19 protein-coding genes are annotated in these 22,439 nt (G+C 60.6%); 9 read left to right on the top strand and 10 right to left on the bottom strand.

The window, feature by feature from the left end; all coding sequences use genetic code 11:
- Window positions 1-97 precede the first annotated feature (97 nt).
- From M9827_RS13460 to M9827_RS13450, 3 genes are all read right to left on the bottom strand, one after another.
- Window positions 98-421 carry a multidrug transporter gene (locus M9827_RS13460; RefSeq protein ID WP_250605795.1) on the bottom strand — a complete coding sequence of 108 codons (324 nt, stop codon included), beginning with the start codon at window positions 419-421 and terminating at the stop codon, window positions 98-100.
- Window positions 422-490: 69 nt separating this feature from the next.
- Complete coding sequence (gene mutM, locus M9827_RS13455) at window positions 491-1,303, bottom strand: bifunctional DNA-formamidopyrimidine glycosylase/DNA-(apurinic or apyrimidinic site) lyase (protein ID WP_250605794.1); 813 nt, start codon at window positions 1,301-1,303, stop codon at window positions 491-493.
- 12 nt (window positions 1,304-1,315) lie between these two features.
- Complete coding sequence (locus tag M9827_RS13450; RefSeq protein WP_250605906.1) at window positions 1,316-2,128, bottom strand: HDOD domain-containing protein; 813 nt, start codon at window positions 2,126-2,128, stop codon at window positions 1,316-1,318.
- Window positions 2,129-2,356: 228 nt separating this feature from the next.
- Between M9827_RS13450 and M9827_RS13445 the strand changes: the two genes are divergently transcribed.
- The 6 genes from M9827_RS13445 (at window position 2,357) to ilvD (ending at window position 10,100) form a co-directional block, all read left to right on the top strand.
- Window positions 2,357-2,896 (top strand): type 1 glutamine amidotransferase domain-containing protein, encoded by a 540-nt coding sequence (locus M9827_RS13445; RefSeq protein ID WP_250605793.1) that lies wholly within the window; start codon window positions 2,357-2,359, stop codon window positions 2,894-2,896.
- A 180-nt stretch (window positions 2,897-3,076) separates the two neighbouring features.
- Window positions 3,077-4,273, top strand: coding sequence for a class I SAM-dependent rRNA methyltransferase (locus M9827_RS13440; RefSeq protein WP_007913577.1), 1,197 nt, complete (start codon window positions 3,077-3,079; stop codon window positions 4,271-4,273).
- Between the two features lie 444 nt (window positions 4,274-4,717).
- Window positions 4,718-5,791 carry a SagB family peptide dehydrogenase gene (locus tag M9827_RS13435; protein ID WP_250605792.1) on the top strand — a complete coding sequence of 358 codons (1,074 nt, stop codon included), beginning with the start codon at window positions 4,718-4,720 and terminating at the stop codon, window positions 5,789-5,791.
- A complete protein-coding gene (locus M9827_RS13430) occupies window positions 5,788-6,765 on the top strand; it encodes a diiron oxygenase (protein WP_250605791.1) in 978 nt (325 codons plus the stop codon). Before M9827_RS13435 ends, M9827_RS13430 begins: the two co-directional genes overlap by 4 nt.
- Complete coding sequence (locus tag M9827_RS13425) at window positions 6,758-7,990, top strand: MFS transporter (protein ID WP_250605790.1); 1,233 nt, start codon at window positions 6,758-6,760, stop codon at window positions 7,988-7,990. Before M9827_RS13430 ends, M9827_RS13425 begins: the two co-directional genes overlap by 8 nt.
- A gap of 268 nt (window positions 7,991-8,258) precedes the next feature.
- Window positions 8,259-10,100, top strand: coding sequence for a dihydroxy-acid dehydratase (ilvD, locus tag M9827_RS13420; RefSeq protein WP_250605789.1), 1,842 nt, complete (start codon window positions 8,259-8,261; stop codon window positions 10,098-10,100).
- A gap of 190 nt (window positions 10,101-10,290) precedes the next feature.
- Here ilvD and M9827_RS13415 read toward each other — a convergent pair whose 3' ends face one another.
- Entirely contained in the window at window positions 10,291-11,352 is a 1,062-nt protein-coding gene (locus M9827_RS13415; protein WP_250605788.1) for an HAD family hydrolase, read from the bottom strand.
- A gap of 242 nt (window positions 11,353-11,594) precedes the next feature.
- On the opposite strand from M9827_RS13415, the gene M9827_RS13410 reads away from it, so the two are divergent.
- On the top strand, window positions 11,595-12,986 hold the full coding sequence (locus tag M9827_RS13410) for an L-cystine transporter (protein ID WP_250605787.1): 1,392 nt from the start codon (window positions 11,595-11,597) through the stop codon (window positions 12,984-12,986).
- Window positions 12,987-13,076: 90 nt separating this feature from the next.
- On the opposite strand, the gene M9827_RS13405 is transcribed toward M9827_RS13410, so the two are convergent.
- Window positions 13,077-13,589, bottom strand: a complete 513-nt coding sequence (locus tag M9827_RS13405) for a dihydrofolate reductase (protein WP_250605786.1) — start codon at window positions 13,587-13,589, stop codon at window positions 13,077-13,079.
- An 85-nt stretch (window positions 13,590-13,674) separates the two neighbouring features.
- Between M9827_RS13405 and M9827_RS13400 the strand changes: the two genes are divergently transcribed.
- Both M9827_RS13400 and M9827_RS13395 read left to right on the top strand, forming a co-directional pair.
- Complete coding sequence (locus tag M9827_RS13400) at window positions 13,675-15,048, top strand: DUF2868 domain-containing protein (RefSeq protein ID WP_250605785.1); 1,374 nt, start codon at window positions 13,675-13,677, stop codon at window positions 15,046-15,048.
- A complete protein-coding gene (locus M9827_RS13395; RefSeq protein WP_250605783.1) occupies window positions 15,041-16,426 on the top strand; it encodes a GTPase/DUF3482 domain-containing protein in 1,386 nt (461 codons plus the stop codon). Before M9827_RS13400 ends, M9827_RS13395 begins: the two co-directional genes overlap by 8 nt.
- Window positions 16,427-16,598: 172 nt before the next feature.
- On the opposite strand, the gene M9827_RS13390 is transcribed toward M9827_RS13395, so the two are convergent.
- From M9827_RS13390 to M9827_RS13370, 5 genes are all read right to left on the bottom strand, one after another.
- Window positions 16,599-17,159, bottom strand: coding sequence for a phosphonate degradation HD-domain oxygenase (locus M9827_RS13390; protein WP_250605782.1), 561 nt, complete (start codon window positions 17,157-17,159; stop codon window positions 16,599-16,601).
- Window positions 17,159-18,292, bottom strand: coding sequence for a TIGR03364 family FAD-dependent oxidoreductase (locus tag M9827_RS13385; protein WP_250605781.1), 1,134 nt, complete (start codon window positions 18,290-18,292; stop codon window positions 17,159-17,161). Before M9827_RS13385 ends, M9827_RS13390 begins: the two co-directional genes overlap by 1 nt.
- 189 nt (window positions 18,293-18,481) lie before the next feature.
- The gene (locus tag M9827_RS13380; RefSeq protein WP_007912988.1) at window positions 18,482-19,507 is read right to left on the bottom strand and encodes a putative 2-aminoethylphosphonate ABC transporter substrate-binding protein; all 1,026 of its coding nucleotides are present in this window, start codon (window positions 19,505-19,507) and stop codon (window positions 18,482-18,484) included.
- Window positions 19,508-19,553: 46 nt separating this feature from the next.
- The gene (locus M9827_RS13375; RefSeq protein WP_250605780.1) at window positions 19,554-21,278 is read right to left on the bottom strand and encodes a putative 2-aminoethylphosphonate ABC transporter permease subunit; all 1,725 of its coding nucleotides are present in this window, start codon (window positions 21,276-21,278) and stop codon (window positions 19,554-19,556) included.
- A complete protein-coding gene (locus M9827_RS13370; protein WP_250605779.1) occupies window positions 21,278-22,354 on the bottom strand; it encodes a putative 2-aminoethylphosphonate ABC transporter ATP-binding protein in 1,077 nt (358 codons plus the stop codon). The genes M9827_RS13375 and M9827_RS13370 overlap by 1 nt, the downstream gene beginning before the upstream one ends.
- Between the last annotated feature and the right edge of the window lie 85 nt (window positions 22,355-22,439).

Here is a 22,439-nt window from a genome sequence, read left to right as displayed (position 1 = left end):
TCGCTCCCACATTGGATTTGCGTCGCTCACAAATCCCCTGTGGGAGCGAGCCTGCTCGCGAAAGGGCCATTAGCTGCTCCGCAAATTCCTGATCAGCTCACTCACGCTGCTCAAACCCCTCCCCCGTACACCCCAGGCACCGCACAAAAGCGGCTTTCGCCGGATCCACTACCAACGCCTGCCCGGCATCGCCAATCCCGCCACCCAGCGCGGTAAACGGCAACGACACGACAAATGCCCCGGCACCGATCACCGTCGCCACCACCAGCAAAGGTCGAGCAATCAGCAAATCGCCAAGCATGGCGTAGGCCGGTGGATTCTGGATGGTGTAACGCGGGTCACCGCTGCCGTTTTCCGCGGCCTGAACAGCCAGACTGGAACACAGCAACAGCGCAACAACGAGGGCTTGCAAGGACTTCATGGCACGATCCTTCGGGCTGAACAGTGAGACCACTCACTATAGACCGTAGGACTTTTTCAGCTTTTTGCCTCAGGTCTGGCAGCGCGGGCAGAACACGCTGGCACGCTGACCGAGCTTCACTTCACGCAAACCGGTGCCGCAGACCTTGCAGTGTTCACCGCCACGGCCGTAGACAAACAGTTCCTGCTGGAAGTACCCCGGCTGGCCGTCGCCGCCAATGAAATCACGCAACGTCGTGCCACCGCGCTCGATGGCAGCGGCCAGAATGCGTTTGATCTCGATCGCCAGCTTCAGATAGCGCCCCCGGGAGATGCCCCCGGCTTCACGACGCGGATCAATCCCGGCGGCGAACAGCGCTTCGGTCGCGTAAATATTGCCAACCCCGACCACGACCGCGTTGTCCATGATGAACGGCTTGACCGCCATCGACCGCCCGCGCGACAGCTGAAACAAGCGCTCGCCATCGAACAGATCGGTCAGTGGCTCAGGCCCCAGGCGAATCAGCAGTTCATGATTGAGCGGATCGGTACTCCACAACATCGCACCGAAACGGCGCGGATCGGTGTAGCGCAGCGCCAGCCCCGACTCCAGCTCGATATCGACGTGTTCGTGCTTAAGCGCCGGCAATCCTGCTTCGACCAGACGCAAATTACCCGACATGCCCAAGTGGCTGATCAGCGTGCCGACTTCGGCGTTGATCAGCAGATACTTGGCGCGACGCTCGACCAGCACGATGCGCTGCCCCGACAGGCGCACATCGAGGTCTTCCGGGATCGGCCAGCGCAACCGCCGGTCACGCACGATCACCCGACTGACACGCTGGCCTTCAAGGTGCGGGGCAATCCCGCGACGGGTGGTTTCGACTTCCGGCAGTTCAGGCATGGCGTCCTCGAATCAATGCGCACCGAGGTCGCGGATCGTTTGTTTGAGGGTTTCGAAGTCGTAATCCGACAGCCCTACGTAATCGAGTACCAACGGCCCGACGGCGTTCCATTCGAAATCTTCGGTCTGGTTGCCCAAGACGCGGTAAGACGCACAAATGTGCTCGGCCATCTTCAGGATCGCCAGCAGGTTTTTCAGCTGACTGTTGCGCGACGACTCATCGCTGAAAATCGCCAGTGCATTGTGGTGATTGGCGATGGCCGCGCTGACATGCTCCGGCAGGCGCCAAGACTTGGCGGTGTAGTAGCCGACCACGGCGTGGTTGGTGTTGAACTCGCTGTTCTCGGTGTCGACGACCCGACATTCGGAACTGGCATTGGCGTAGGCCTTTTCCAGCACCGTCATGTAGTTGGGGAAGCGCTGCAGCATCAGCGGCACGCCGCAATCGTGGAACAGGCCCAAGGCATACGCCTCATCGCCGGCCTGGGTGCCGATACGCTTGGCCAGCGTCAGGCAGGTCATTGCCACGTCCTGGGCGGTGTCCCAGAAACGGTTGAGGGTGACGATGGTGTCGTCGTTCATCTCGCCCTTGATCGACTGCGCGTTGATCAGGTTGATGATCGAACGGCTGCCCAGCAGGTTCACCGCACGCTGGATCGAGGTGATCTTGTTGCTCAAGCCGTAATACGGCGAGTTGACGATTTTCAGCAACGAGCCGGACAGGCCGGGATCCTGGGAGATCAGCTTGGCGATCACCTCCAGGTCCGGGTCGGGCATGTACTGCTCCATTTGCAGATCCACCATGATCTGCGGTTGCGCAGGCACGCTGATGCCTTGCAGCGATTGTTGAATCTGTTCGGTGGTCAGCTCTTGGGACATAAGTACACACTCTGGGACAGGCGGCGATTCTAACCTCTAAAAACGGCGGGACGACACACCAGTGGGCAATTGTCAGGAACTTTCATTTAGCTCGCGGCTTCGGAATCTGTAATGCCCAACGGATCACTCCGGTCCATTGCGGCGGCAAACTCCCACAGACTCAGGAGCTTATCGATGGCCACCTCTCTCAACGGCAAACGCGTCGCCATTTTGGTAACAGACGGTTTCGAACAGGTCGAATTGACCGGTCCCAAGCAGGCACTGGAGCAAGCCGGCGCCCAGGTCGACATCCTTTCCGCCGAGGCCGGCCAGGTCAAAGGCTGGAACCACGACAAACCGGCGGACGACTTCAAGGTCGACCAGACATTCCAGGGCGCCAGCAGCGAGCAATACGACGCGATCGTCTTGCCGGGCGGCGTGCAGAACTCCGACACCATCCGCATCGATCAGGACGCCCAGCACCTGGTCAAGACCGGCGCGTCTGCCGGCAAACCGATTGCGGTGATCTGCCACGGCGGCTGGTTGCTGATTTCCGCCGGGCTGGTCAACGGCAAAACCATGACCAGTTACAAGACACTCAAGGATGACCTGGTGAATGCCGGGGCCAACTGGGTCGATAAAGAAGTGGTCAAGGACGGTCACCTGATCAGCAGCCGTCAGCCGGATGATATTCCGGCGTTTAACAAGGAACTGATCAACGCACTGTCTGCGTAGTATTCACAACCGCCTTCGCAAGCAAGTCGAATCGTCGCTCCCACATTGGTCTTGTGTCAGTCACAAATCCCCTGCGGGAGCGAGCCTGCTCGCGAAGAGGCCATCAGCGTTTCATCGCTCATCAAACCCGGCACAAGTCGCAACACGCTATACTCCCGCTCTTTTTTCCGGAGCGACGTCATGTCCCTGCCTAGCTTGCGCCTCAAAGCCAACGCCGACCGTCGCCTGCGCGCCGGTCACCTGTGGGTCTACAGCAACGAAATCGATGTAGCCGCCACCCCGCTGCACGGCTTCAATGCCGGTGACCAGGCCATCCTCGAAGCCGCTGGCGGCAAGCCGTTGGGCATCGTAGCGATGAGCCCGAACAACCTGATTTGCGCCCGCCTGCTGTCGCGCGATACAAAAGTTGCGCTGGACAAATCGCTGCTGGTGCACCGTCTGAACGTGGCCCTGTCGCTGCGCGAGCGCCTGTTCGACAAACCGTTCTACCGTCTGGTCTACGGTGACTCCGACCTGTTGCCAGGCCTGGTCGTTGACCGTTTCGGCGACATTCTTGTGGTGCAGATCGCCTCGGCGACCATGGAAGCACATAAAGATGACGTGATCGCGGCCCTGACCCAAGTACTCAAGCCAAGCGGCATCCTGTTCAAGAACGACTCCGCCGCCCGTGACGCCGAAGGCCTCAACCGCTACGTCGAAACCGTGTTCGGCCTGGTGCCGGAGTGGGTGGCGCTGGAAGAGAACGGCGTGAAGTTCGAAGCCCCGGTCATTCAGGGTCAGAAAACCGGCTGGTTCTACGACCACCGCATGAACCGCGCCCGCCTGGCCCCTTACGCCAAAGGCAAACGCGTCCTCGACCTCTATAGCTACATCGGTGGCTGGGGCGTGCAGGCTGCTGCGTTCGGCGCCAGCGAAGTGTTCTGCGTCGATGCTTCGGCCTTTGCCCTCGACGGTGTCGAGCGCAACGCCGCGCTGAACGGTTTCGCCGACAAGATGACCTGCATCGAAGGCGACGTCTTTGAGGCCTTGAAAGAACTGAAAGCCAGCGAAGAACGCTTCGACGTGATCGTGGCCGACCCGCCAGCGTTCATCAAACGCAAGAAAGACATGAAAAACGGCGAAGGCGCCTACCGTCGTCTGAACGAGCAAGCCATGCGCCTGCTCAACAAGGACGGCATCCTGGTCAGCGCGTCGTGCTCGATGCACTTGCCGGAAGATGACCTGCAGAACATTCTGCTGACCAGCGCCCGTCATCTGGATCGCAATATCCAACTGCTCGAGCGCGGCGGCCAGGGCCCGGATCACCCGGTGCACCCGGCCATCGCCGAAACGCGCTACATCAAGAGCATCACCTGCCGCCTGCTGCCCAACAGCTGATTCTTGCGGATAACGGGGAGCCAGCAGGCTCCCCGTTCTGGCTTCAGGCACCGCCCTTCCCTTCGCTATCTCCCTCGACTTCCTACAATTATATTCCCGCACAAATGCAGGACATTTCCTTACGTCTTTTAATTACTGAAACTTGCCCTACAAGTTTATTTCCTGCTAAAGATTGCTCCGACAAAATTACTGGAAATTTCCTACTTAATATCCCCTTGCCAATAATCCATTACAAACTATTATGAAGTTGTCACCACGAGGTGACTTCAACTATCTATCAATGAACAAGGAGTTCACATCATGAAAAGTATTTCTCTGGAAAGTAAAAAAATCGCGAACCTGGCTTTTCTGGTCGCCCCTAAAGCCCGTTAAGTAAGTCAGGACGCCGGGGAGTGCCGGCAACCCGGTGTCCTTTTTGACTTCTTCCAGAGTGAATCAACCTACATGCACATCAATCCATATCTATTTATATTGCCGCGCTCACCCGGACAAGTTGTGTGGAACTATAAAAACCACACACAACACGAACTTGACCTCAACTACGCAACCCGCCTTGCACAACTAATCAGCAACCCCGAACTTTTCGACACCCATAACATAATAGACACACAACTATTGAGTGCGGACATTCTAACGATTTCAAAAACAGACAATCCTCCATGGGGCTGGGACGAGCTGTCGAAGATTTATCACGTCGGCACGCAAAACATTCCCAGTGAACATACCCCACAGAATATTCACGAGTGGTCCCGACAATATCTCGCGCATTGCAATGAAGTATTGGCCACACCAGCGCCCGCGACAGATCGCCCGACGCTTGAAACCGAACAGCGTATAACCTTGCCCGCGCCCTGCGCATTGAATGACCACAGCCTGGGAAATGTGCTGCTCCAACGCAAAACCTGCCGCTCCTACACGGGCGCAGCGTTAACCCTGAATGACGTCGGCACCCTGCTCTATCTCTCACTCGGCTATCTCCACGAACGCGACCACGATCGCGACGACAGCATCGCCCAAGGGCTCAGCGCTCGGCGAAGCAGTCCGTCCGCGGGGGGCCTGAACGCTTGCGAAGGCTTTCTGCTGGTGCAGAACGTCGACGGCCTGGAGCCCGGCATCTATGCCTATCATCCGGCCGACCACACCCTGAGCCGGGTCAATCCGCTGCCTCAACCAGCGCTGGGCCAATTGCTTGGCGGTCAGCATTTCATCAACAACCTGCCGTTGGGGTTGTTTATCACCGCCCGTTTCGACCGACTCTGGTGGAAGTACGAACACTCGCGGGCCTATCGCATGGCCTTCGTTGAAGCAGGCCACTTGTCGCAAACCTTTCAACTGGTCGCCACAGCGCTGGGCCTCAATACCTGGCTGACTGGGGCGTTTGCCGACCAGCAGGTCGAAGCACTGCTCAATCTCGAGGGCAGTGCTGAACAGCCGTTGCTCTTTGTCGGTTGTGGGCAAAGCGACGGGCAAGTGATGTGCGCCGAAATGCGCGAACTGTTGCGCGAGGGACAGGCATGACCCTGTCGATGGCCGACCCGGATCAAGCGCCGGTGTCCTGGGCACTCAAATTTACCCTGGGAGACTGGGAGAGCCGGGCCTCGGTGCGCAGCAGTACCCATGACTATCAATTGCCCGACGATGTGCCGCTGCAACTGCAAACGCGCCACTGGTTCCCGCCGGCATTTCTGCCCTATCTGGCACATCCGGCCATCCAGGCGGCGGGGCGCGACGTGCAGCATCGACTGGCAGCCAACCACCTGGTGCACTTTCTCGATTACACCACCGTGCTCGAACACCGCATCGTCAATCGCGCGGTGGAAGTCATCGTGCACCGGGAACTGCCCATTTACGTGCCTCTGGCGATGAAGCATGCAGCACTGCAGCTCTACACCGACGAGGGTTATCACGCGCTGTTCTCCAATCGTCTCGCCGAGCAGATCGCCGCGTACTACGGGTTCACCGGACGTCCGACGCTTCCGAAGCGCATCAGCCGCCTCAACGCACTGATCGCCCGCACCCCGGAAAACAACCGGCCACTGGCATGGTTTCTGCTCGGCTTCGTCTCGGAAACCATCATTGCCCGGGAACTGCTGGACGTCTGCCGCGACAGCCTGGTGTCCAGCGTGAACGACATGCTGCGCGACCACCTGACTGACGAAGCCCGCCACAGCCGCTACTTCAGCGAGGTGTTCCATTATTTCTGGCTGTCGATGAACAGCCGCCAGCGTGCGTTTGTGAGCCGGACACTGCTGGAAATCATCGGGATTTTTTTCGAGGCCGACGAACGCTGGCTGCAACAGAGCCTGCGAGGGGCAGGCATCGCCGACACTGACGTGAAACAAATCGTCGGCGGCATGGCAACCGTACAAGCCAACCGGGCCCGTGCACGATCAGGCGCCGTCGCAACGCTGGACGCACTACGAAAGGCCGGTTTTTTTGCCCTTCCCCATAACCAGAAACTTTTCGCCAAGGCTGGACTGATCGATGGATAAAGGACAATCCGTGGCAACCACAAGGCAGCGCCGCGCCGCTGTCAGCCTGTTGCTGGCCATGGTACTGCTGGGTGTGTTTCCACTGGATGTGCTGCTGCCTTCCTTTCCGGCGATGGCGACGCACTTTCTCCGTTCACCGGCAGACATCGCACTGTCCATCAGCCTGTTCGCCGTAGGAATCGCGTTTGCCCAGCTCTTGATCGGCCCCCTCTCGGACGTGATCGGGCGCAAGGGCCTGTTACTCGCCGGCATGAGCGTATCGATGCTGGGTGCGCTCGGTTGCGTGATGACCGCCGATTACTCGCTGTTTCTGGTATTTCGGGTGATGCAGGCCTTGGGCTGCGGATGTTTTGTGCTGTCCCAGGCACTGGTGCAGGATCTGTTCGAAGGTGAAGAGCGCGACCGGTTACGGATCCTGATGGTCACGGCGACCGGGATATTCATTTCGGTATCGCCGCTGGCCGGGACCTTTCTCCAGGCCACACTCGGTTGGCGCGGCAGCTTCTGGGTCTTTACCGCGCTGTCCGCCACGGTGCTGATCAAGGCCTGGCTGTTTTTACCGAACAGCCGTCCAGCCTCGGGGGGTTCGCCGATCGACTTCATTCAGTCCTATCGACGCGTGTTGGGGGACTTCGAATTTGTCAGTTACTGGCTGATTTCGGCGTTTGCCTTTGCCTGCCACTTCTCGTTCATCGTGATTTCGCCGCTGATTTTCATGGACCAATTGCAACTCGCGCCCTATGACTTTTCATTGATCCTGCTGGTTTACGGTGCGGCCTACGTTGTCGGCGGGATCCTTGCCGCGGTACTCAATCGACGCATCACGCCGGTTCAGCAAATCTTCACCGGGCTGAGCCTGATACTGCTGTCGGGGCTGGCGATGCTGTACCTGGCAGCCAATCATGCGTTGGCGCCAGCCACGGTGTTGATCCCGATGCTGATCTGCACCGCCGGCACTACCATTGCCCGCCCCGCTGCCACCTCTCGGGCCATGGGCCTGTTTCCTGAAAACGCCGGCACCTCGGCCTCGGCGGGCAGCACGATCATCTTTATTTGTGGCGGGCTGATCAGCGCCCTGATCAGCCTCAGTCCGGCGAATCTGCAATCGACGCTGGGCTACAGCTTTGTGCTGCTAAGCGCGATCGCGCTGGTGCTCAACAACCGGCTCAGCCGTCGCGCGAGAAAACTTGAAGATAATGTCATGGCGCAGACCGGCGGTGATTAAACCCGCCGGTCGTCATCCCATACACGCCGTCTGCACTGGAACAACGCTTTGCGCCATTCCCTCCAGACGCCAGCGGTGTAGAATCGGCTGATTCATCGCCATTCATCCCCCGGCGGGTTTATGAGCTCAGGCTGAGACCAGCGGCGATCCCGCAACGTCATCGGCAACTTCACGGACACACGGCCATTGCTGAGTGTTCCAGACGTCAATAGAAGCTCACTCCCCTTTTGCACCTGATTAGTAAGCGATTAGCCGCCCGGAGTGCTCCATGCCAGATTACCGCTCGAAAACATCCACCCACGGCCGCAACATGGCCGGTGCCCGCGCACTGTGGCGCGCCACGGGGATGAAAGATGACGACTTCAAAAAGCCGATCATCGCCATTGCCAACTCGTTTACCCAGTTCGTACCGGGCCACGTGCACCTGAAGGACCTCGGCCAACTGGTCGCCCGTGAAATCGAACGCGCCGGCGGCGTGGCCAAGGAATTCAACACCATCGCCGTGGATGACGGCATCGCCATGGGCCACGACGGCATGCTGTATTCGCTGCCGAGCCGCGAAATCATCGCCGACTCCGTCGAGTACATGGTCAACGCCCACTGCGCCGACGCCATCGTGTGCATTTCCAACTGCGACAAGATCACCCCGGGCATGCTGATGGCTGCCTTGCGCCTGAACATTCCGGTGATCTTTGTGTCCGGCGGCCCGATGGAAGCCGGCAAGACCAAACTCGCTTCCCACGGCCTCGACCTCGTCGACGCCATGGTGATCGCCGCCGACGCCAGCGCTTCTGACGAGAAAGTCGCTGAGTACGAGCGCAGCGCCTGCCCGACCTGCGGTTCGTGCTCCGGCATGTTCACCGCCAACTCGATGAACTGCCTGACCGAAGCACTGGGTCTGGCGTTGCCGGGCAACGGTTCGACCCTCGCCACTCACAGCGATCGCGAACAACTGTTCCTGCAGGCTGGCCGCACCATCGTCGAGCTGTGCAAACGCTACTACGGCGAGAACGATGAGTCGGTATTGCCGCGCAACATCGCCAACTTCAAGGCGTTCGAAAACGCGATGATGCTCGACATCGCCATGGGCGGTTCGACCAACACCATCCTGCATTTGCTCGCTGCCGCTCAGGAAGCCGAGATCGATTTCGACCTGCGCGACATCGACCGTCTCTCGCGCAGCGTTCCACAGCTGTGCAAGGTTGCGCCGAACATCCAGAAGTACCACATGGAAGACGTGCACCGCGCCGGCGGTATTTTCAGCATCCTCGGTTCGCTGGCCCGTGGCGGTCTGCTGCACACCGACCTGCCGACCGTGCACAGCCGCAGCATGGAAGAAGCCATCGCCAAGTGGGACATTACCCAGACCACCGATGAAGCCGTGCATCACTTCTTCAAGGCCGGTCCTGCCGGCATTCCGACGCAGACGGCGTTCAGCCAGTCGACCCGTTGGGAAACTCTGGATGATGACCGTGAAAACGGCTGCATTCGCAGCTTCGAACACGCCTATTCGCAAGAAGGTGGTTTGGCCGTGCTGTACGGCAACATCGCTCTCGATGGCTGCGTGGTGAAAACCGCCGGTGTTGACGAGTCGATCCACGTCTTCGAAGGCAATGCGAAGATCTTTGAAAGCCAGGACAGCGCCGTACGCGGCATCCTCGCTGACGAAGTGAAGGCAGGCGACATTGTCATCATTCGCTACGAAGGTCCGAAAGGCGGCCCGGGCATGCAGGAAATGCTCTATCCGACTTCGTACCTGAAATCCAAAGGTCTGGGCAAAGCCTGTGCGCTGCTCACCGACGGCCGTTTCTCTGGCGGTACGTCGGGTCTGTCCATCGGCCACGCTTCGCCAGAAGCCGCCGCCGGCGGCGCAATAGGCCTGGTGCAGGACGGCGACAAAGTGCTGATCGACATCCCGAACCGCTCGATCAACCTGTTGGTCAGCGACGAAGAACTGGCGGCACGCCGCGCCGAGCAGGACAAGAAAGGCTGGAAGCCTGTTGAAGTGCGTCCACGCAAAGTGACCACCGCCCTCAAGGCCTACGCCTTGCTGGCGACCAGTGCCGACAAAGGTGCTGTGCGTAACAAAGCGATGCTCGACGGGCTGTAAGCCTCAATCGCCGAAACAAAAATGCCCCGCCAAGTGCGGGGCATTTTTTTGTCTGGCCGAAATCCCAAAGTCACTGCAGATCAAACTGTGGGAGCGAGCCTGCTCGCGAATGCCGTATGTCAGAAACGAAGAAGGTGACTGACACTAAGCTTTCGCGAGCAGGCTCGCTCCCACATTAGATCTGCGGTGATTACTGGATTTCTTCTGGCTTGACGATCACCCAGTTCTTGTCAGCCGTCACCGGCAAACCTTCTTTCGCCTGCGCCGCTGCATGCTTGGCCATCATGCCGTTCAACTGCGTCATGTATTTGTCCTTGCGGTTGATCCACAAGTGAATCCCGCCCTTGGCCACATCAACATCGTGGAACAGCATGTAGCCGTCACTGGTCGGGGTATCGCCGCCAACCAGTACCGGTTTTTTCCACTCGTCGATGTAAGTCAGGATCGCCGCGTGCTTGCCGGCCATCCAGGTGGCCGGGGTCCAGAGATACGGGGTCAGTTCGAGGCCCAGGTTGGCCTTCTCGTCATACTTGCCTGCGGTGATCTGTTTGCGCGCGGTGGTCAGTTCGCCTGTCTTCGGATCCTTGAGCAACATCGAAACGCCAATGACGTTCTGCGGTTTGACGTTGTAGCCATACTTCGGATCCGCCGCGACCATGCGCACCAGTTCTTCCGAGGCGGCGGTCATCACGTAGACCTCGATGCCGTTCTCCATCAGCTTGTTGTACAGCTCTTGCTGGCCGGTGAAGATCTTCGGCGGATTGACGTCGAGTTTCTTCACCACATCGCCTTCGTAATAAGTCGCCGGCACCGGTTTGCCCGAAGCCATCAGCTCATCGACGTAACCCTTGAGCTCTTTGAGGGTGAAGCCGGAGAACACCTGCGCCACCCACGGGTAGCAGACCATGTCGTCGACTTCGCAGAGGCGATAGTAGTAACTGAACAGGCTTTCCTTATGGTCGGCGGTGTCCTTGAACGGCATCAGTTTCAGGGAGGGGTCGAGTTTGTCGCGGGTGATCAGGCCCTTGTTTTCCATGAACGGCAGCAACGACTCTTCGAGGTCGTAGCGGTAGCTGGTGTTGTCCATGTCGAACACCGCGTAGTTACCCTTGTTGGCGTTGGCGGCGATCATCGCGTCCAGCGCCTTGGCCTGATCCGCCGGCCAGTGTTTCAGGTCGGTGGCGAACGCCTGAGTAGCCAGGCCGATGCCCACCGTCAGTGCGACAGCCAGAAATTTCGGTGCGAACTTCATAAGCCTCTTCTCCCCTGATTCAAAGAAATCGACGCTAACAAATATGTGTGACAGTCCTCGTCTGTCAGCGACCGTCCGCGTCCCTATTGCGCCAGATGCATTGCCGAGAGCGACACGCGCTTATTCCAAAAACGACGGACGACCTGCAATTTCGGTATTAATTCATTGCAAATCAAACTGTTAGGCTTGCCGGTTCGCAGTTGCCCAAGAATGCGACTGGCACAAGTCTTATCGGAGTTTTCATGAATCTGCCGCTGATCCTCAATCTGCTGGTGTTCCTCGCCTTGCTCTTCGGTCTGGCACAAACCCGCCACACCAGTTGGAGTCTGGCGAAAAAAGTCCTGCTCGCGCTGGTATTGGGCGTGACGTTCGGCGTAGCGCTGCACACCGTTTACGGGGCCGGCAATCCGGTGCTGAAAGCGTCGATCGGCTGGTTCGATCTGGTCGGCAACGGCTATGTGCAGTTGCTGCAAATGATCGTCATCCCGCTGGTGTTCGCCTCGATCCTCAGCGCCGTGGCGCGTCTGCACAACGCCTCGTCGCTGGGCAAGATCAGCTTCCTGACCATCGGCACGCTGCTGTTCACCACCGCGATTGCGGCGCTGATCGGCATCGGCCTGACCAACCTGTTCGGCCTCACCGCCGAAGGCCTGGTCGCCGGCACTCAGGAAATGGCCCGTCTGCAAACCATTCAGACTGACTACGCGGGCAAGGTTGCCGACCTGAATGTGCCGCAACTGCTGCTGTCGTTCATCCCGCAGAACCCGTTTGCCGATCTGGCGCGGGCCAAGCCAACCTCGATCATCAGCGTGGTGATTTTCGCTGCATTCCTGGGGGTTGCTGCGCTGCAACTGCTCAAGGATGACGTCGAGAAAGGCCAGAAAGTGATCAACGCCATCGACACCCTGCAAGCCTGGGTGATGCGTCTGGTGCGTCTGGTGATGAAGCTGACCCCGTACGGCGTGCTGGCGCTGATGACCAAAGTGGTCGCCGGTTCCAACCTGCAAGACATCATCAAACTCGGCAGTTTCGTCGTGGTGTCGTACCTCGGTCTGGGCCTGATGTTCGTCGTGCACGGTTTGCTGGTGTCGGCGGCGGGCATCAATCCGTTGCGCTTCTTCCGAAAGATCTGGCCGGTGCTGACGTTCGCGTTCACCAGCCGTTCCAGTGCGGCAAGCATTCCGCTGAGCATTGAAGCGCAGACCCGTCGTCTGGGGATTCCACAATCGGTGGCGAGTTTTGCCGCGTCGTTCGGTGCGACCATCGGCCAGAACGGTTGCGCCGGTCTGTACCCGGCAATGTTGGCGGTGATGGTGGCGCCGACTGTTGGCATCAACCCGCTGGATCCGCTGTGGATAGCGACGCTGGTGGCGATTGTGACGTTGAGTTCGGCGGGCGTGGCCGGTGTCGGCGGCGGCGCGACGTTCGCGGCACTGATCGTACTGCCGGCGATGGGCTTGCCGGTTTCGCTGGTGGCGCTGCTGATTTCGGTTGAGCCGCTGATCGACATGGGCCGCACGGCGTTGAACGTGAGTGGCTCGATCACGGCTGGCGCGATTACCAGTCAGGTGATGCAGCAGACTGATAAAGAATTGCTGGATGCGGATGAGCATGCGGAGCTGGCGCAGGCTTGATGTAAAGCAGGATCAAAAGATCGCAGGCTTCGCCAGCTCCTACAGGGGAAATGCGTAAACCTTGTAGGAGCTGCCGCAGGCTGCGATCTTTTAAGCCTTTTCCCAGACTTCGAAGTTGTACGCAGGCTTGTCGCCCTCAGCCGGATTCGGCACGTTCGACACCAGCTTCCACTGGTTCAGATCAAACTCCGGAAACCACGCATCCCCTTCCGGGCTCAAAGCCACGCGAGTCAGATACAGACGATCCGCCTGCGCCAGCCCTTGCGCGTACAACTGCGCCCCGCCAATCAGCATCAGCTCATCGACGCCCTGCTCCTTCGCCCACTCTTCGGCGCGAACCACGGCAGCGTCCAGCGATGGATAAACCTCGGCACCTTCGAGCACCAGACCGGTCTGACGGCTGACCACGATGTTCAAGCGCCCCGGCAATGGCCGACCGAGCGAATCCCAGGTCTTGCGACCCATGATGATCGGCTTGCCCAAGGTGGTGGCCTTGAAGTATTTGAAGTCCCCCGGCAGGTGCCAGGGCATGCTGTTGTCGACGCCGATCACGCGGTTTTCACCGAGGGCTGCGATCAGGCTGAGGGGGAGTGATTTAGTCATGCCGGCGAGGATACCAGAGCCGCGCTTACCCCGATAAGCGCCACAGCGGTTATGCTCTTCAATCAATTAAGCGACGGGAAGCCGCGTGACTGAACTGACTCCACTGCAAAACCTATGGCTCACCGAGACCGTGCGCCTGCGCGAAGAACACGCAGGCACTCTGGATGATCTGGAAGCCAATCGACTGGCCCGCGCGGCCGGCGGTGATCTGCCGAGCCGTATTCAGCGCCGGGCGTTATGGCTGGCCAATCGTGACGGGCTGACCGCCGCCCTCAAACATTGGCTGCAAGGCGCGCGTCTGGCGCTGGTGCTGCTGATGATTTTCGCGGTGCTCAGCGGCGCCGGTCTGGCCTTCGCCGCGCTGGGGCAAACACCGGTCAATGTGTTCTGGGCCTTGGGCAGCCTGCTCGGGTTGAACCTGATCCTGCTGCTGAGCTGGTTGCTGGGATTGATCTTTGCCGGCGAGCACGGCGCCACGCTAGGCCGCTTGTGGCTGTGGCTCAGCGAAAAATTCGCCCGCGATGCCAAAGCCGCGCAACTGGCGCCCGCCCTGCTGCTGATGCTGCAACGCAAGAAACTCAATCGCTGGGCGCTCGGCACGCTGGTCAACGGCTTGTGGCTGCTGGCAATGCTCAGCGCACTGGTGCTGCTACTGACGCTGATGGCAACCCGGCGCTACGGCTTCGTCTGGGAAACCACGATTCTCAGCGCCGAGACGTTTATCCACGTCACCCAGGCGCTCGGTTATCTGCCGTCGCTGCTCGGTTTCAACGTGCCGACGGTGGAGATGATCCGCGCCAGCGGCGACGGCGCACTCGACATCGAAAGTGCCCGTCAGGCGTGGGCAACATGGTTGGTCGGCGTGTTGGTGGTGTACGGCGTGCTGCCGCGCCTGCTGTTGGCCCTGTTGTGTTTCTGGCGCTGGAACAGCGGCAAAGCCGCGCTGCGTCTGGACCTGAACCTGCCTGGCTACGCGCAACTGCGCGAACGCCTGATGCCGACCAGCGAACGCCTCGGCGTCAACGACCCGGAGCCTGCGCAATTGCATCGAGTCGAAAGCAGTGTCGGCGAACTCGCCAGCGAAGGCGCGTTACTGGTCGCCATCGAACTCGACGAACAACGCACATGGCCGCCCGCGCTGCCGAAAAACGTCAGCAACGCCGGCATCCTCGACAGCCGCGAATCCCGCCACAAACTCCTCGAACAGCTGAGCCGCTTCCCGCCGGCGCGTCTGGCGATTGCCTGCGACCCACGGCGTTCGCCGGATCGCGGCAGCCTCGCCTTGATCGCCGAACTGGCGCGCAGTGCGGGCGAAACCCGCGTCTGGCTGCTGCAAGCGCCGCCCGGCGAAGCACTGGACGCTGAACGCCTCGGCGACTGGCACGTCGCGTTGCAACAACTGGAGTTGCCGTTTGCCGATTGCGCGCCGTTGAACTGGCTGGAGAACGGTCATGACTGATGCCTTCAAAGCGCCGCTGAAACTCGCGGTGGTCGGCCACACCAACGTCGGCAAGACCTCGCTACTGCGCACGCTGACCCGCGATGTCGGCTTCGGTGAAGTCTCCCATCGCCCGAGCACCACGCGGCATGTCGAAGGCGCGCGGTTGTCGGTGGACGGCGAGCCGTTGCTCGACCTCTACGATACGCCGGGGCTGGAAGACGCGATCGCCCTGCTGGATTTTCTCGAACGCCTGGAACGTCCCGGCGAACGCCTCGACGGCCCGGCGCGCCTGGCGCGGTTTCTCGACGGCAGCGAGGCGCGCCAGCGTTTCGAGCAGGAGGCCAAAGTGCTGCGGCAACTGCTCGCCTCCGACGCCGGTCTGTATGTGATCGACGCCCGCGAACCGGTGTTGGCCAAGTACCGCGATGAACTCGAAGTGCTGGCCAGTTGCGGCAAACCGCTGCTGCCGGTGCTGAATTTTGTCAGCAGCGCCCACCATCGCGAGCCGGATTGGCGTGAAGCGCTGGCGCGGCTGGGGCTGCATGCACTGGTGCGTTTCGACAGTGTGGCGCCGCCGGAGGATGGCGAGCGGCGGCTGTATGAAAGCCTCGCGCTGCTACTGGAAAATGCCCGTCCGCAATTGGAACGGTTAATTGCCGATCAACAGGCGCAGCGCCTGGCGCGTCAGCACAGTGCGGCGCGGTTGATTGCTGAATTGTTGATCGACTGTGCGGCCTGCCGGCGCAGTGTGGTCAGCGACGCCGAGCAGGAACAGCAGGCGATCAGTGAACTGCGCAAAGCTGTGCGCCAGCGTGAACAGAAATGCGTCGAGGCGCTGCTCAAGCTGTATGCGTTTCGCCCGCAAGATGCGGCGGCGAGTGATTTGCCGCTGCTGGATGGGCGTTGGGGCGATGATCTGTTTAACCCGGAAACCTTGAAGCAACTCGGCGTGCGCGTGGGCGGCGGCATTGCTGCTGGCGCGGCGGCGGGAGCTGGTGTGGATTTGCTGGTCGGCGGAATTACCCTTGGCGCGGCGGCGCTGGCGGGTGCGATTGCCGGTGGTGCGCTGCAAACCGCGCGCAGTTATGGCAGCCGGTTACTGGGCAAGATCAAAGGGCAGCGAGAACTGACCGTGGATGACGGGGTGTTACGGCTGTTGGCGTTGCGCCAGCGGCAGTTGGTGTTGGCACTGGATCAGCGTGGGCATGCGGCGCTGGATGCGGTTCAGGTCGCAACACCGCAGGACAAAACATGGCGTGAGGGCAAGTTGCCGGAGGCATTGAGTAAAGCGCGGGCGCATCCGCAGTGGTCGTCGTTGAATCCGCAGTCGAAATTGAATCAAGCGGAAAGGCAGGAGCAGATTGAGGCGTTGGTTGATCGGGTGCTTGAGCTTTAGATCGCTACCCCCTCACCCCAGCCCTCTCCCCCAAGGGGGCGAGGGGGAAAGGGAGCAGATATGCATGCTGTCCAAACCTGAGTTCGACTGGATATCTCAGGTCGGCGTATGACAGAAGATCACTCAGTCGGCCCCCTCTCCCTCCGGGAGAGGGCTGGGGTGAGGGCGACAATCACACAGTAGACAACAATCTCGCAGCCTTACGCTTCAAAACCCCAAGATCCATCACCGGCACCGCCCTCTCCTTCGCCAGCTCATCCCACTGCCGCATCCGCAAACTCACCGCACACAACGGATCGCGCGCAAACGCATCCGCCTCGGCCTCGGTCATCACCCCGCCCTGATACTCCAGCGTCCGCCGACTCGCCTCACTCAAACGATCGTAATACCCCGGCTCACGCAATGTCAGATATCGCTTGGCCTGCACGTGATATTCCACCAGCCGCGCCATGCATTCGCTGAAACCGGCCTCACGCAAATAATCCGCGCCCAGGCGTTCATGGCTGACCACGCCGTAGCCGCCCATGTTTTCCGCACCCTCGGCACACAAATGGCCGATGTCATGAAAGAACGCCGCCAGCACCACTTCATCATCAAAGCCCTCGGCCATTGCCAACTCGGCAGCCTGAGACATGTGCTCGATCTGCGACACCGGCTCGCCGATGTAATCGCTGGTGCCAAAGCGTTCATACAACCCGAACACCCGGGCGACGACTTGCTCGTGACCTGTCATCAAGCTTCCTCCAGCAACTGCGCGATATTGCGCTCGGCCAGCGCCGGGCCGACGCTCATGCCGACGCCGGTGTGCATCAGCGCCACACTTAGCCCCACTGCCGGGCGCAGGAACGAGAACGGCCCCGGCCCCCGGGAACCATAGACGCCCTGCCAGCGCTCGACCACTTGTACCTTGCAGCCCAGCGTCTGCTCGGCGAGTTCAAGCATCCAGTTGTCCACTTGCTCGGCGTTGAACGGTGAAGGGTCGCTGCCGTAATGGTGCGAGTCGCCGATGATCAGTTCGCCGTGCGGCGTCGGGCTGATCAGCAGGTGGATGCCGTTGTCGTGCAGGTGCGGTTGCTCACGGAGGATTTGCGCCTGCACCGCCGCCGCTTCGGGCAGATCGGCGAAGGCGCCGTAGTGCACGCAACTGAGGCCGGTGAGCAAGGCGTGTTGCAGATTCAGATCGATCTGCGGTTTGGCGCGGAGCATTTGCAGGCGGCAGATTTGCGGATCGAGTGCGGCAATCGGCTCGGCGAGCAAGGTCTGATAGTCGTGGCCGGAGCAGACGATGATCTGCTTCGCCGTGAAGCTGCCGGCGGTGCTGTGCAGACGCCCCGGTTCGACGTCGCGAACCAGCGTGGAAAAGTGAAACTCCACGCCAAGGTCGCGGCGCAGGTAATCGATCAGTGCCGGAATCGCTTCGCGTGAATACAGCTGTTGATCGTCCATGCCGTGCAACGCAGCGCGGTGGTGGCTGAACTGGCCGAGATACAGATCGCGCAGGGCAGCGCCGCGCAGCAACTGGATGTTGTAACCGTGTTCCACGGCGCGACCGTTGCAGAAGGCTTCCAGCAGATGTTCTTCAGCTTCAGTACGGGCGAACAGGTAAGAACCGTTGCGCTTGATTTGCAGACCGGCGAGCTGCGCCCAGTCACCCCAGATCTCGCGGCTGGCCTTGGCCAGTTCGAGCATCGTGCCCGGTGGCTGGCCGGTGACCAGCGCCTGGCCGAAGTTGCGCACCGAAGCGCCGAGGGGCGTGGCAGTGCGTTCGAAGACAGCGACCTTGAGGCCGCGTTTGGCGGCGGCGTAGGCGTGGGACAGACCCAGAATACCGGCGCCTACGATTAACAGGTCTTGGTGTTGTGTCATTTAGAAATGTCCTGCATGAGAGACCGCTTTCGCGAGCAGGCTCGCTCCCACAGGGGACTTTTTGTGCCCACAAAATTTGTGTTCACTGGAGATCCAATGTGTCAGCCCCCTCAGAGAATTGTGTTGTGAACACGGTCCAATGTGGGAGCGAGCCTGCTCGCGAAGGGGCCCTGTCAGTCGATAAAGATCTTACTTGGCCGCGACTTTCTCGGATTTGCCGTCATAGCGCTTGCGCCACTCGGTCAGAATCTCGTCGCGGTTCTTCGAGGCCCAGGCAAAGTCGTTCTTGATCAGGCGCTGCTCGTAATCCGCCGGCAATTCGGTCTGCGGCTTGGCGATCCCTGGCTGCGCGAGGACAGCGAAGTTCTCCTTGTACAGATCCATCGCCTCAGCGCTGGCAGAGAAGTCAGCCAGTTTCTTCGCCGCCTCTTCATGCGGCGTACCTTTGATCACTGCGGTCGCTTCGATCTCCCAGCCCAGGCCTTCCTTCGGCAGGATGATGTCCAGCGGTGCGCCCTGACGCTTCAGCTGTACGGCCGGGTATTCAAAGGAAATGCCGATCGGGAACTCGCCCGCCGCTGCCAGTTTGCAAGGCTTGGAACCGGAGTGAACGTACTGGCCGATGTTCTGGTGCAGACCGTCCATGTACGCCCAGCCCTGCTTCTCGCCGAAGGTTTGCAGCCAGGCACTGACGTCGAGGAAACCGGTGCCGGACGACGCCGGGTTGGGCATGACGATCTTGCCCTTGTACTCAGGCTTGGTCAGGTCCTGCCAGCTCACGGGCTTGGTCAAACCCTGCTTCTCGGCCTCGACGGTATTGAAACAAATGGTCGCGGCCCACACGTCCATGCCGACCCAGGCTGGTGGGTTGGCGGCGTCGCGGTAGTTCGCGCCGATCTTGCCGAGGTCCTTCGGCGCGTAGCTTTGCAGCATGCCTTGCTGATCGAGGATCGCCAGGCTCGAAGCGGCGAGGCCCCACACCGCGTCAGCCTGTGGACGGGCCTTTTCGGCGAGCAGTTTGGCAGTGATGATCCCGGTGGAATCGCGCACCCATTTGATCTCGACGTCCGGGTTGGCCTTTTCGAAGGCTTCCTTGTAGGACTTCAGTTGCTCGGCTTCGAGGGCGGTGTACACCGTCAACTCGGTTTTTGCCGCAAAGGCATTCAGGCTGAAAGTAGCGAGCACAGCAGCGGCCAGGGCCATAGGCTTGAACATGATCGTTTTCCTGTCTTTTGAGTTGAAGGGCAGTTGAAGGTGCAAATCAGTGACCCGGCGCGGTTTGCCGCCAGGCCTGGGAACGGCGCAGCAAGCCGCGCGAAGCCCACGCCAGCAGCAAGGACACGCCCGCCGAGGTGAACAGAATCAGGGTCGACATCGCCGCCGCGCCGCCGACGTTGCCGGCGTCATCCATGTTCAGCACCGCCACCGCCGCGAGGATGGTGTCGGGGCTGTAAAGGAAGATCGCTGCCGACACCGTGGTCATCGCCGAAACGAACAGGTAGCGCACGATGTCCAGCAGCGCCGGCAGGCAGATCGGCACAGTGACGCGCAGGTAGTGGCGGTACAGCGGCGCCTTGAGCGACAGCGCTGCCGCTTCGAACTCGGCATCGAGTTGGCGCAACGCGGTGGTCGCGGTCATCTGCGCGGTGGTCAGATAATGCGCAATGGTGCAGACGATCAGCAGCGTCATCGTCCCGTAGAGCACATGCAGCGGGTTGCCGGTGAGGTTGAAGAAGAAAACGTAACCCAGACCGAGCACCAGCCCCGGCACCGCCATCGGCACAAAACTGAGCATGCGCAAGGCCAGGTTGAGGCCGCGTTGAGTGCGGGTTTTCTCCATCAGGTAAGCGCCGGTGAAGATCAGCACGCTACCGATCAGCGCCGTGCCCAGCGCCATCTTCAGACTGTTGCTGTAGGCCAGCCAGCCACCGCCGGCGGTTTCGTTGAACTGGTAATGGTTGAGCGACAGCGACAGGTTGTATGGCCAGAATTTCACCAGCGACGAAAACACCGCCATGCCGAACACCAGAATCAACGCGGCGCTGATCAACAGGACAATCGCCAGATAGCAGCCATCACGCAGCTTCGACGGCGCCGGTTTGAACACCTGCGCCCGACCGCTCATGGAGTCACCGTGACGGCGACGCAACCAGGCGTCGACGCCGAAGCTGAACAGCGCCGGCAGCAACAGCACCATGCCGATCAAGGCGCCGCGACCGAATTGCTGCTGGCCGACCACGGCTTTGTAGGCTTCCAGTGCCAGCACTTGATAGTCGCCACCGACCACCACCGGCACACCGAAATCGGTGATGGTCAGGGTAAACACCAGACAGAACGCAGCAAACACAGCCTGACGCGTCGCCGGCCAGGTGATGCTGCGAAACGCCTTGGCCGGACTGGCGCCCATGCTTGACGCGGCATCGAACAAGCGCGCATCGGCCAGCGACAATGCCGAGAGCAGAATCATCAGCGCATGGGGAAAGGTGTAAATCACCTCACCCAGCACAATCCCCCAGAAGCCGTAGATGTTGTCCGAGAGCAAGCCGCGCAACATGCCCTGATTGCCGAACAGATAGACCAGCGCAATCCCCGGCAGCATCGACGGCGCCATCAGCGGCAACAGGGAAATCCCGCGCCAGATGCCTTTCGCTGGAATCAGCGTGCGTTGCAACGCGTAGGCAAACAGGTAGGCCAGCGGTACGACGATGGCCGCGACGCTGAGAGAAACTTTCAGGCTGTTGCCGAGTAACCAGTGGAAATTCTCGCTGGATACCAGCTCCTTCGCCGCAATCCAGCCACCGCCCTGCCCGGCCTCACTGCTGAAGCCGCGCCAGAAGATCGCCAGCAACGGCAGCAACACCGCGACGCCGAGCAACAGCAGCAAGACAACTTTGCCGCCGACGACAAAAATGCGGTCGCCGATCTCGGCTTTCGAAGTCTGCCGCACCTGCTTGTGCGGTAGCGGCAGCGCGAGATTGCTGTTCATCAGGCAAACACCTGCAGGCTGCGCGGCGGCAAAGCGACCATGATTTGCTGAGCGCCGAGGCGCGGCATGGCTTCCGGCGCCAGTTCGGCGAGTAGTGCGTGACCGGGCAATTGATCGAGTTCGAAGCTCATGCGGCAGCGGTTGCCGAGAAAGGTGATCTCGCGAACTTTGGCCGGGAACAGGTTTTCCTCATGCACCAGCGGGTTGACGTTGATCGCTTCCGGGCGGCAGAACAGTCGGCCCGAGGCGCCGCTCACGCTGCCATCCGCCAGACGCACATTCATCCCGCCAACCCGGGCGTGACTGTCGCTGCTGCGCTGAAACGGCAACCAGTTGCCCTGACCGACGAACTCGGCCACGAACGGCGTGGCCGGACGGTTGTAGATGTCCTGCGGGGTGGCGTACTGCTCGACGCGGCCGTTGTTCATCACGGCGATGCGGTCGGCCATCAGCATGGCTTCGTCCTGATTGTGGGTGACCATCAGGGTGGTGATGCCAAGGTTGCGTTGCAGCTGGCGCAGCTCGGTGCACAGATGCTCGCGGACGCGGGCGTCGAGGGCCGACATCGGTTCGTCGAGCAACAATAACGACGGTGCCGGCGCCAAGGCCCGAGCGAGAGCAACGCGCTGTTGCTGGCCGCCGGACAACTGGCCGGGGTACTTTTTCTCACTACCCGTGAGGCCGACCAGTTCCAGCATCTGCCCGACGCGCTGGCGCACTTCGTCGCGACCGCTGCCCGCGAGGCCGTAGGCGATGTTCGCCTCGACGGTCAGATTGGGGAACAGCGCATAGGACTGGAACAGAATCCCGTAGTCGCGGGCTTGCGGGGCGAGGTGCGAGACGTCGCGATCACCGAGGTACAACTCGCCGCTGTCCTGTTTTTCCAGCCCGGCGATGCAGCGCAGCAAAGTGGTCTTGCCGCAGCCCGACGGGCCGAGCAGGCACACCAGTTCACCGGCGGCGACGTCGAGGGAGACGTTATCCAGTGCGGTGAACGCGCCGAAGCGTTTCTGCACGCCGCGCACGTTCATCGGCGCACCGGGGTTGGTCAGGGCAGTTGCGATGGCAGGATTCATGGACAGACCTCATCAAGCAGATGAGGCCAATCCTAGAGTTGTAATGCGTCCGTCATGTGGCAGTGAGGCAAAAACGGCTGATAGT

It is taken from the genome of Pseudomonas sp. AKS31 (assembly GCF_023634765.1).
In the GTDB taxonomy this organism is placed as follows: Bacteria; Pseudomonadota; Gammaproteobacteria; order Pseudomonadales; family Pseudomonadaceae; genus Aquipseudomonas.
The sequence above is the reverse complement of the archived record's forward strand: the minus strand, read 5'-3'. Positions and strand labels throughout refer to the sequence as shown.

Excerpts from the sequence above, each read along its gene's own strand:
- M9827_RS13460 (WP_250605795.1), bottom strand. The coding sequence starts at position 421 with ATGAAGTCCTTGCAAGCCCTCGTTGTTGCGCTGTTGCTGTGTTCCAGT.
- mutM (WP_250605794.1), bottom strand. The coding sequence starts at position 1,303 with ATGCCTGAACTGCCGGAAGTCGAAACCACCCGTCGCGGGATTGCCCCG.
- M9827_RS13445 (WP_250605793.1), top strand. The coding sequence starts at position 2,357 with ATGGCCACCTCTCTCAACGGCAAACGCGTCGCCATTTTGGTAACAGAC.
- M9827_RS13440 (WP_007913577.1), top strand. The coding sequence starts at position 3,077 with ATGTCCCTGCCTAGCTTGCGCCTCAAAGCCAACGCCGACCGTCGCCTG.
- M9827_RS13435 (WP_250605792.1), top strand. The coding sequence starts at position 4,718 with ATGCACATCAATCCATATCTATTTATATTGCCGCGCTCACCCGGACAA.
- M9827_RS13430 (WP_250605791.1), top strand. The coding sequence starts at position 5,788 with ATGACCCTGTCGATGGCCGACCCGGATCAAGCGCCGGTGTCCTGGGCA.
- M9827_RS13425 (WP_250605790.1), top strand. The coding sequence starts at position 6,758 with ATGGATAAAGGACAATCCGTGGCAACCACAAGGCAGCGCCGCGCCGCT.
- ilvD (WP_250605789.1), top strand. The coding sequence starts at position 8,259 with ATGCCAGATTACCGCTCGAAAACATCCACCCACGGCCGCAACATGGCC.
- M9827_RS13415 (WP_250605788.1), bottom strand. The coding sequence starts at position 11,352 with ATGAAGTTCGCACCGAAATTTCTGGCTGTCGCACTGACGGTGGGCATC.
- M9827_RS13410 (WP_250605787.1), top strand. The coding sequence starts at position 11,595 with ATGAATCTGCCGCTGATCCTCAATCTGCTGGTGTTCCTCGCCTTGCTC.
- M9827_RS13405 (WP_250605786.1), bottom strand. The coding sequence starts at position 13,589 with ATGACTAAATCACTCCCCCTCAGCCTGATCGCAGCCCTCGGTGAAAAC.
- M9827_RS13395 (WP_250605783.1), top strand. The coding sequence starts at position 15,041 with ATGACTGATGCCTTCAAAGCGCCGCTGAAACTCGCGGTGGTCGGCCAC.
- M9827_RS13390 (WP_250605782.1), bottom strand. The coding sequence starts at position 17,159 with ATGACAGGTCACGAGCAAGTCGTCGCCCGGGTGTTCGGGTTGTATGAA.
- M9827_RS13385 (WP_250605781.1), bottom strand. The coding sequence starts at position 18,292 with ATGACACAACACCAAGACCTGTTAATCGTAGGCGCCGGTATTCTGGGT.
- M9827_RS13380 (WP_007912988.1), bottom strand. The coding sequence starts at position 19,507 with ATGTTCAAGCCTATGGCCCTGGCCGCTGCTGTGCTCGCTACTTTCAGC.
- M9827_RS13375 (WP_250605780.1), bottom strand. The coding sequence starts at position 21,278 with ATGAACAGCAATCTCGCGCTGCCGCTACCGCACAAGCAGGTGCGGCAG.
- M9827_RS13370 (WP_250605779.1), bottom strand. The coding sequence starts at position 22,354 with ATGAATCCTGCCATCGCAACTGCCCTGACCAACCCCGGTGCGCCGATG.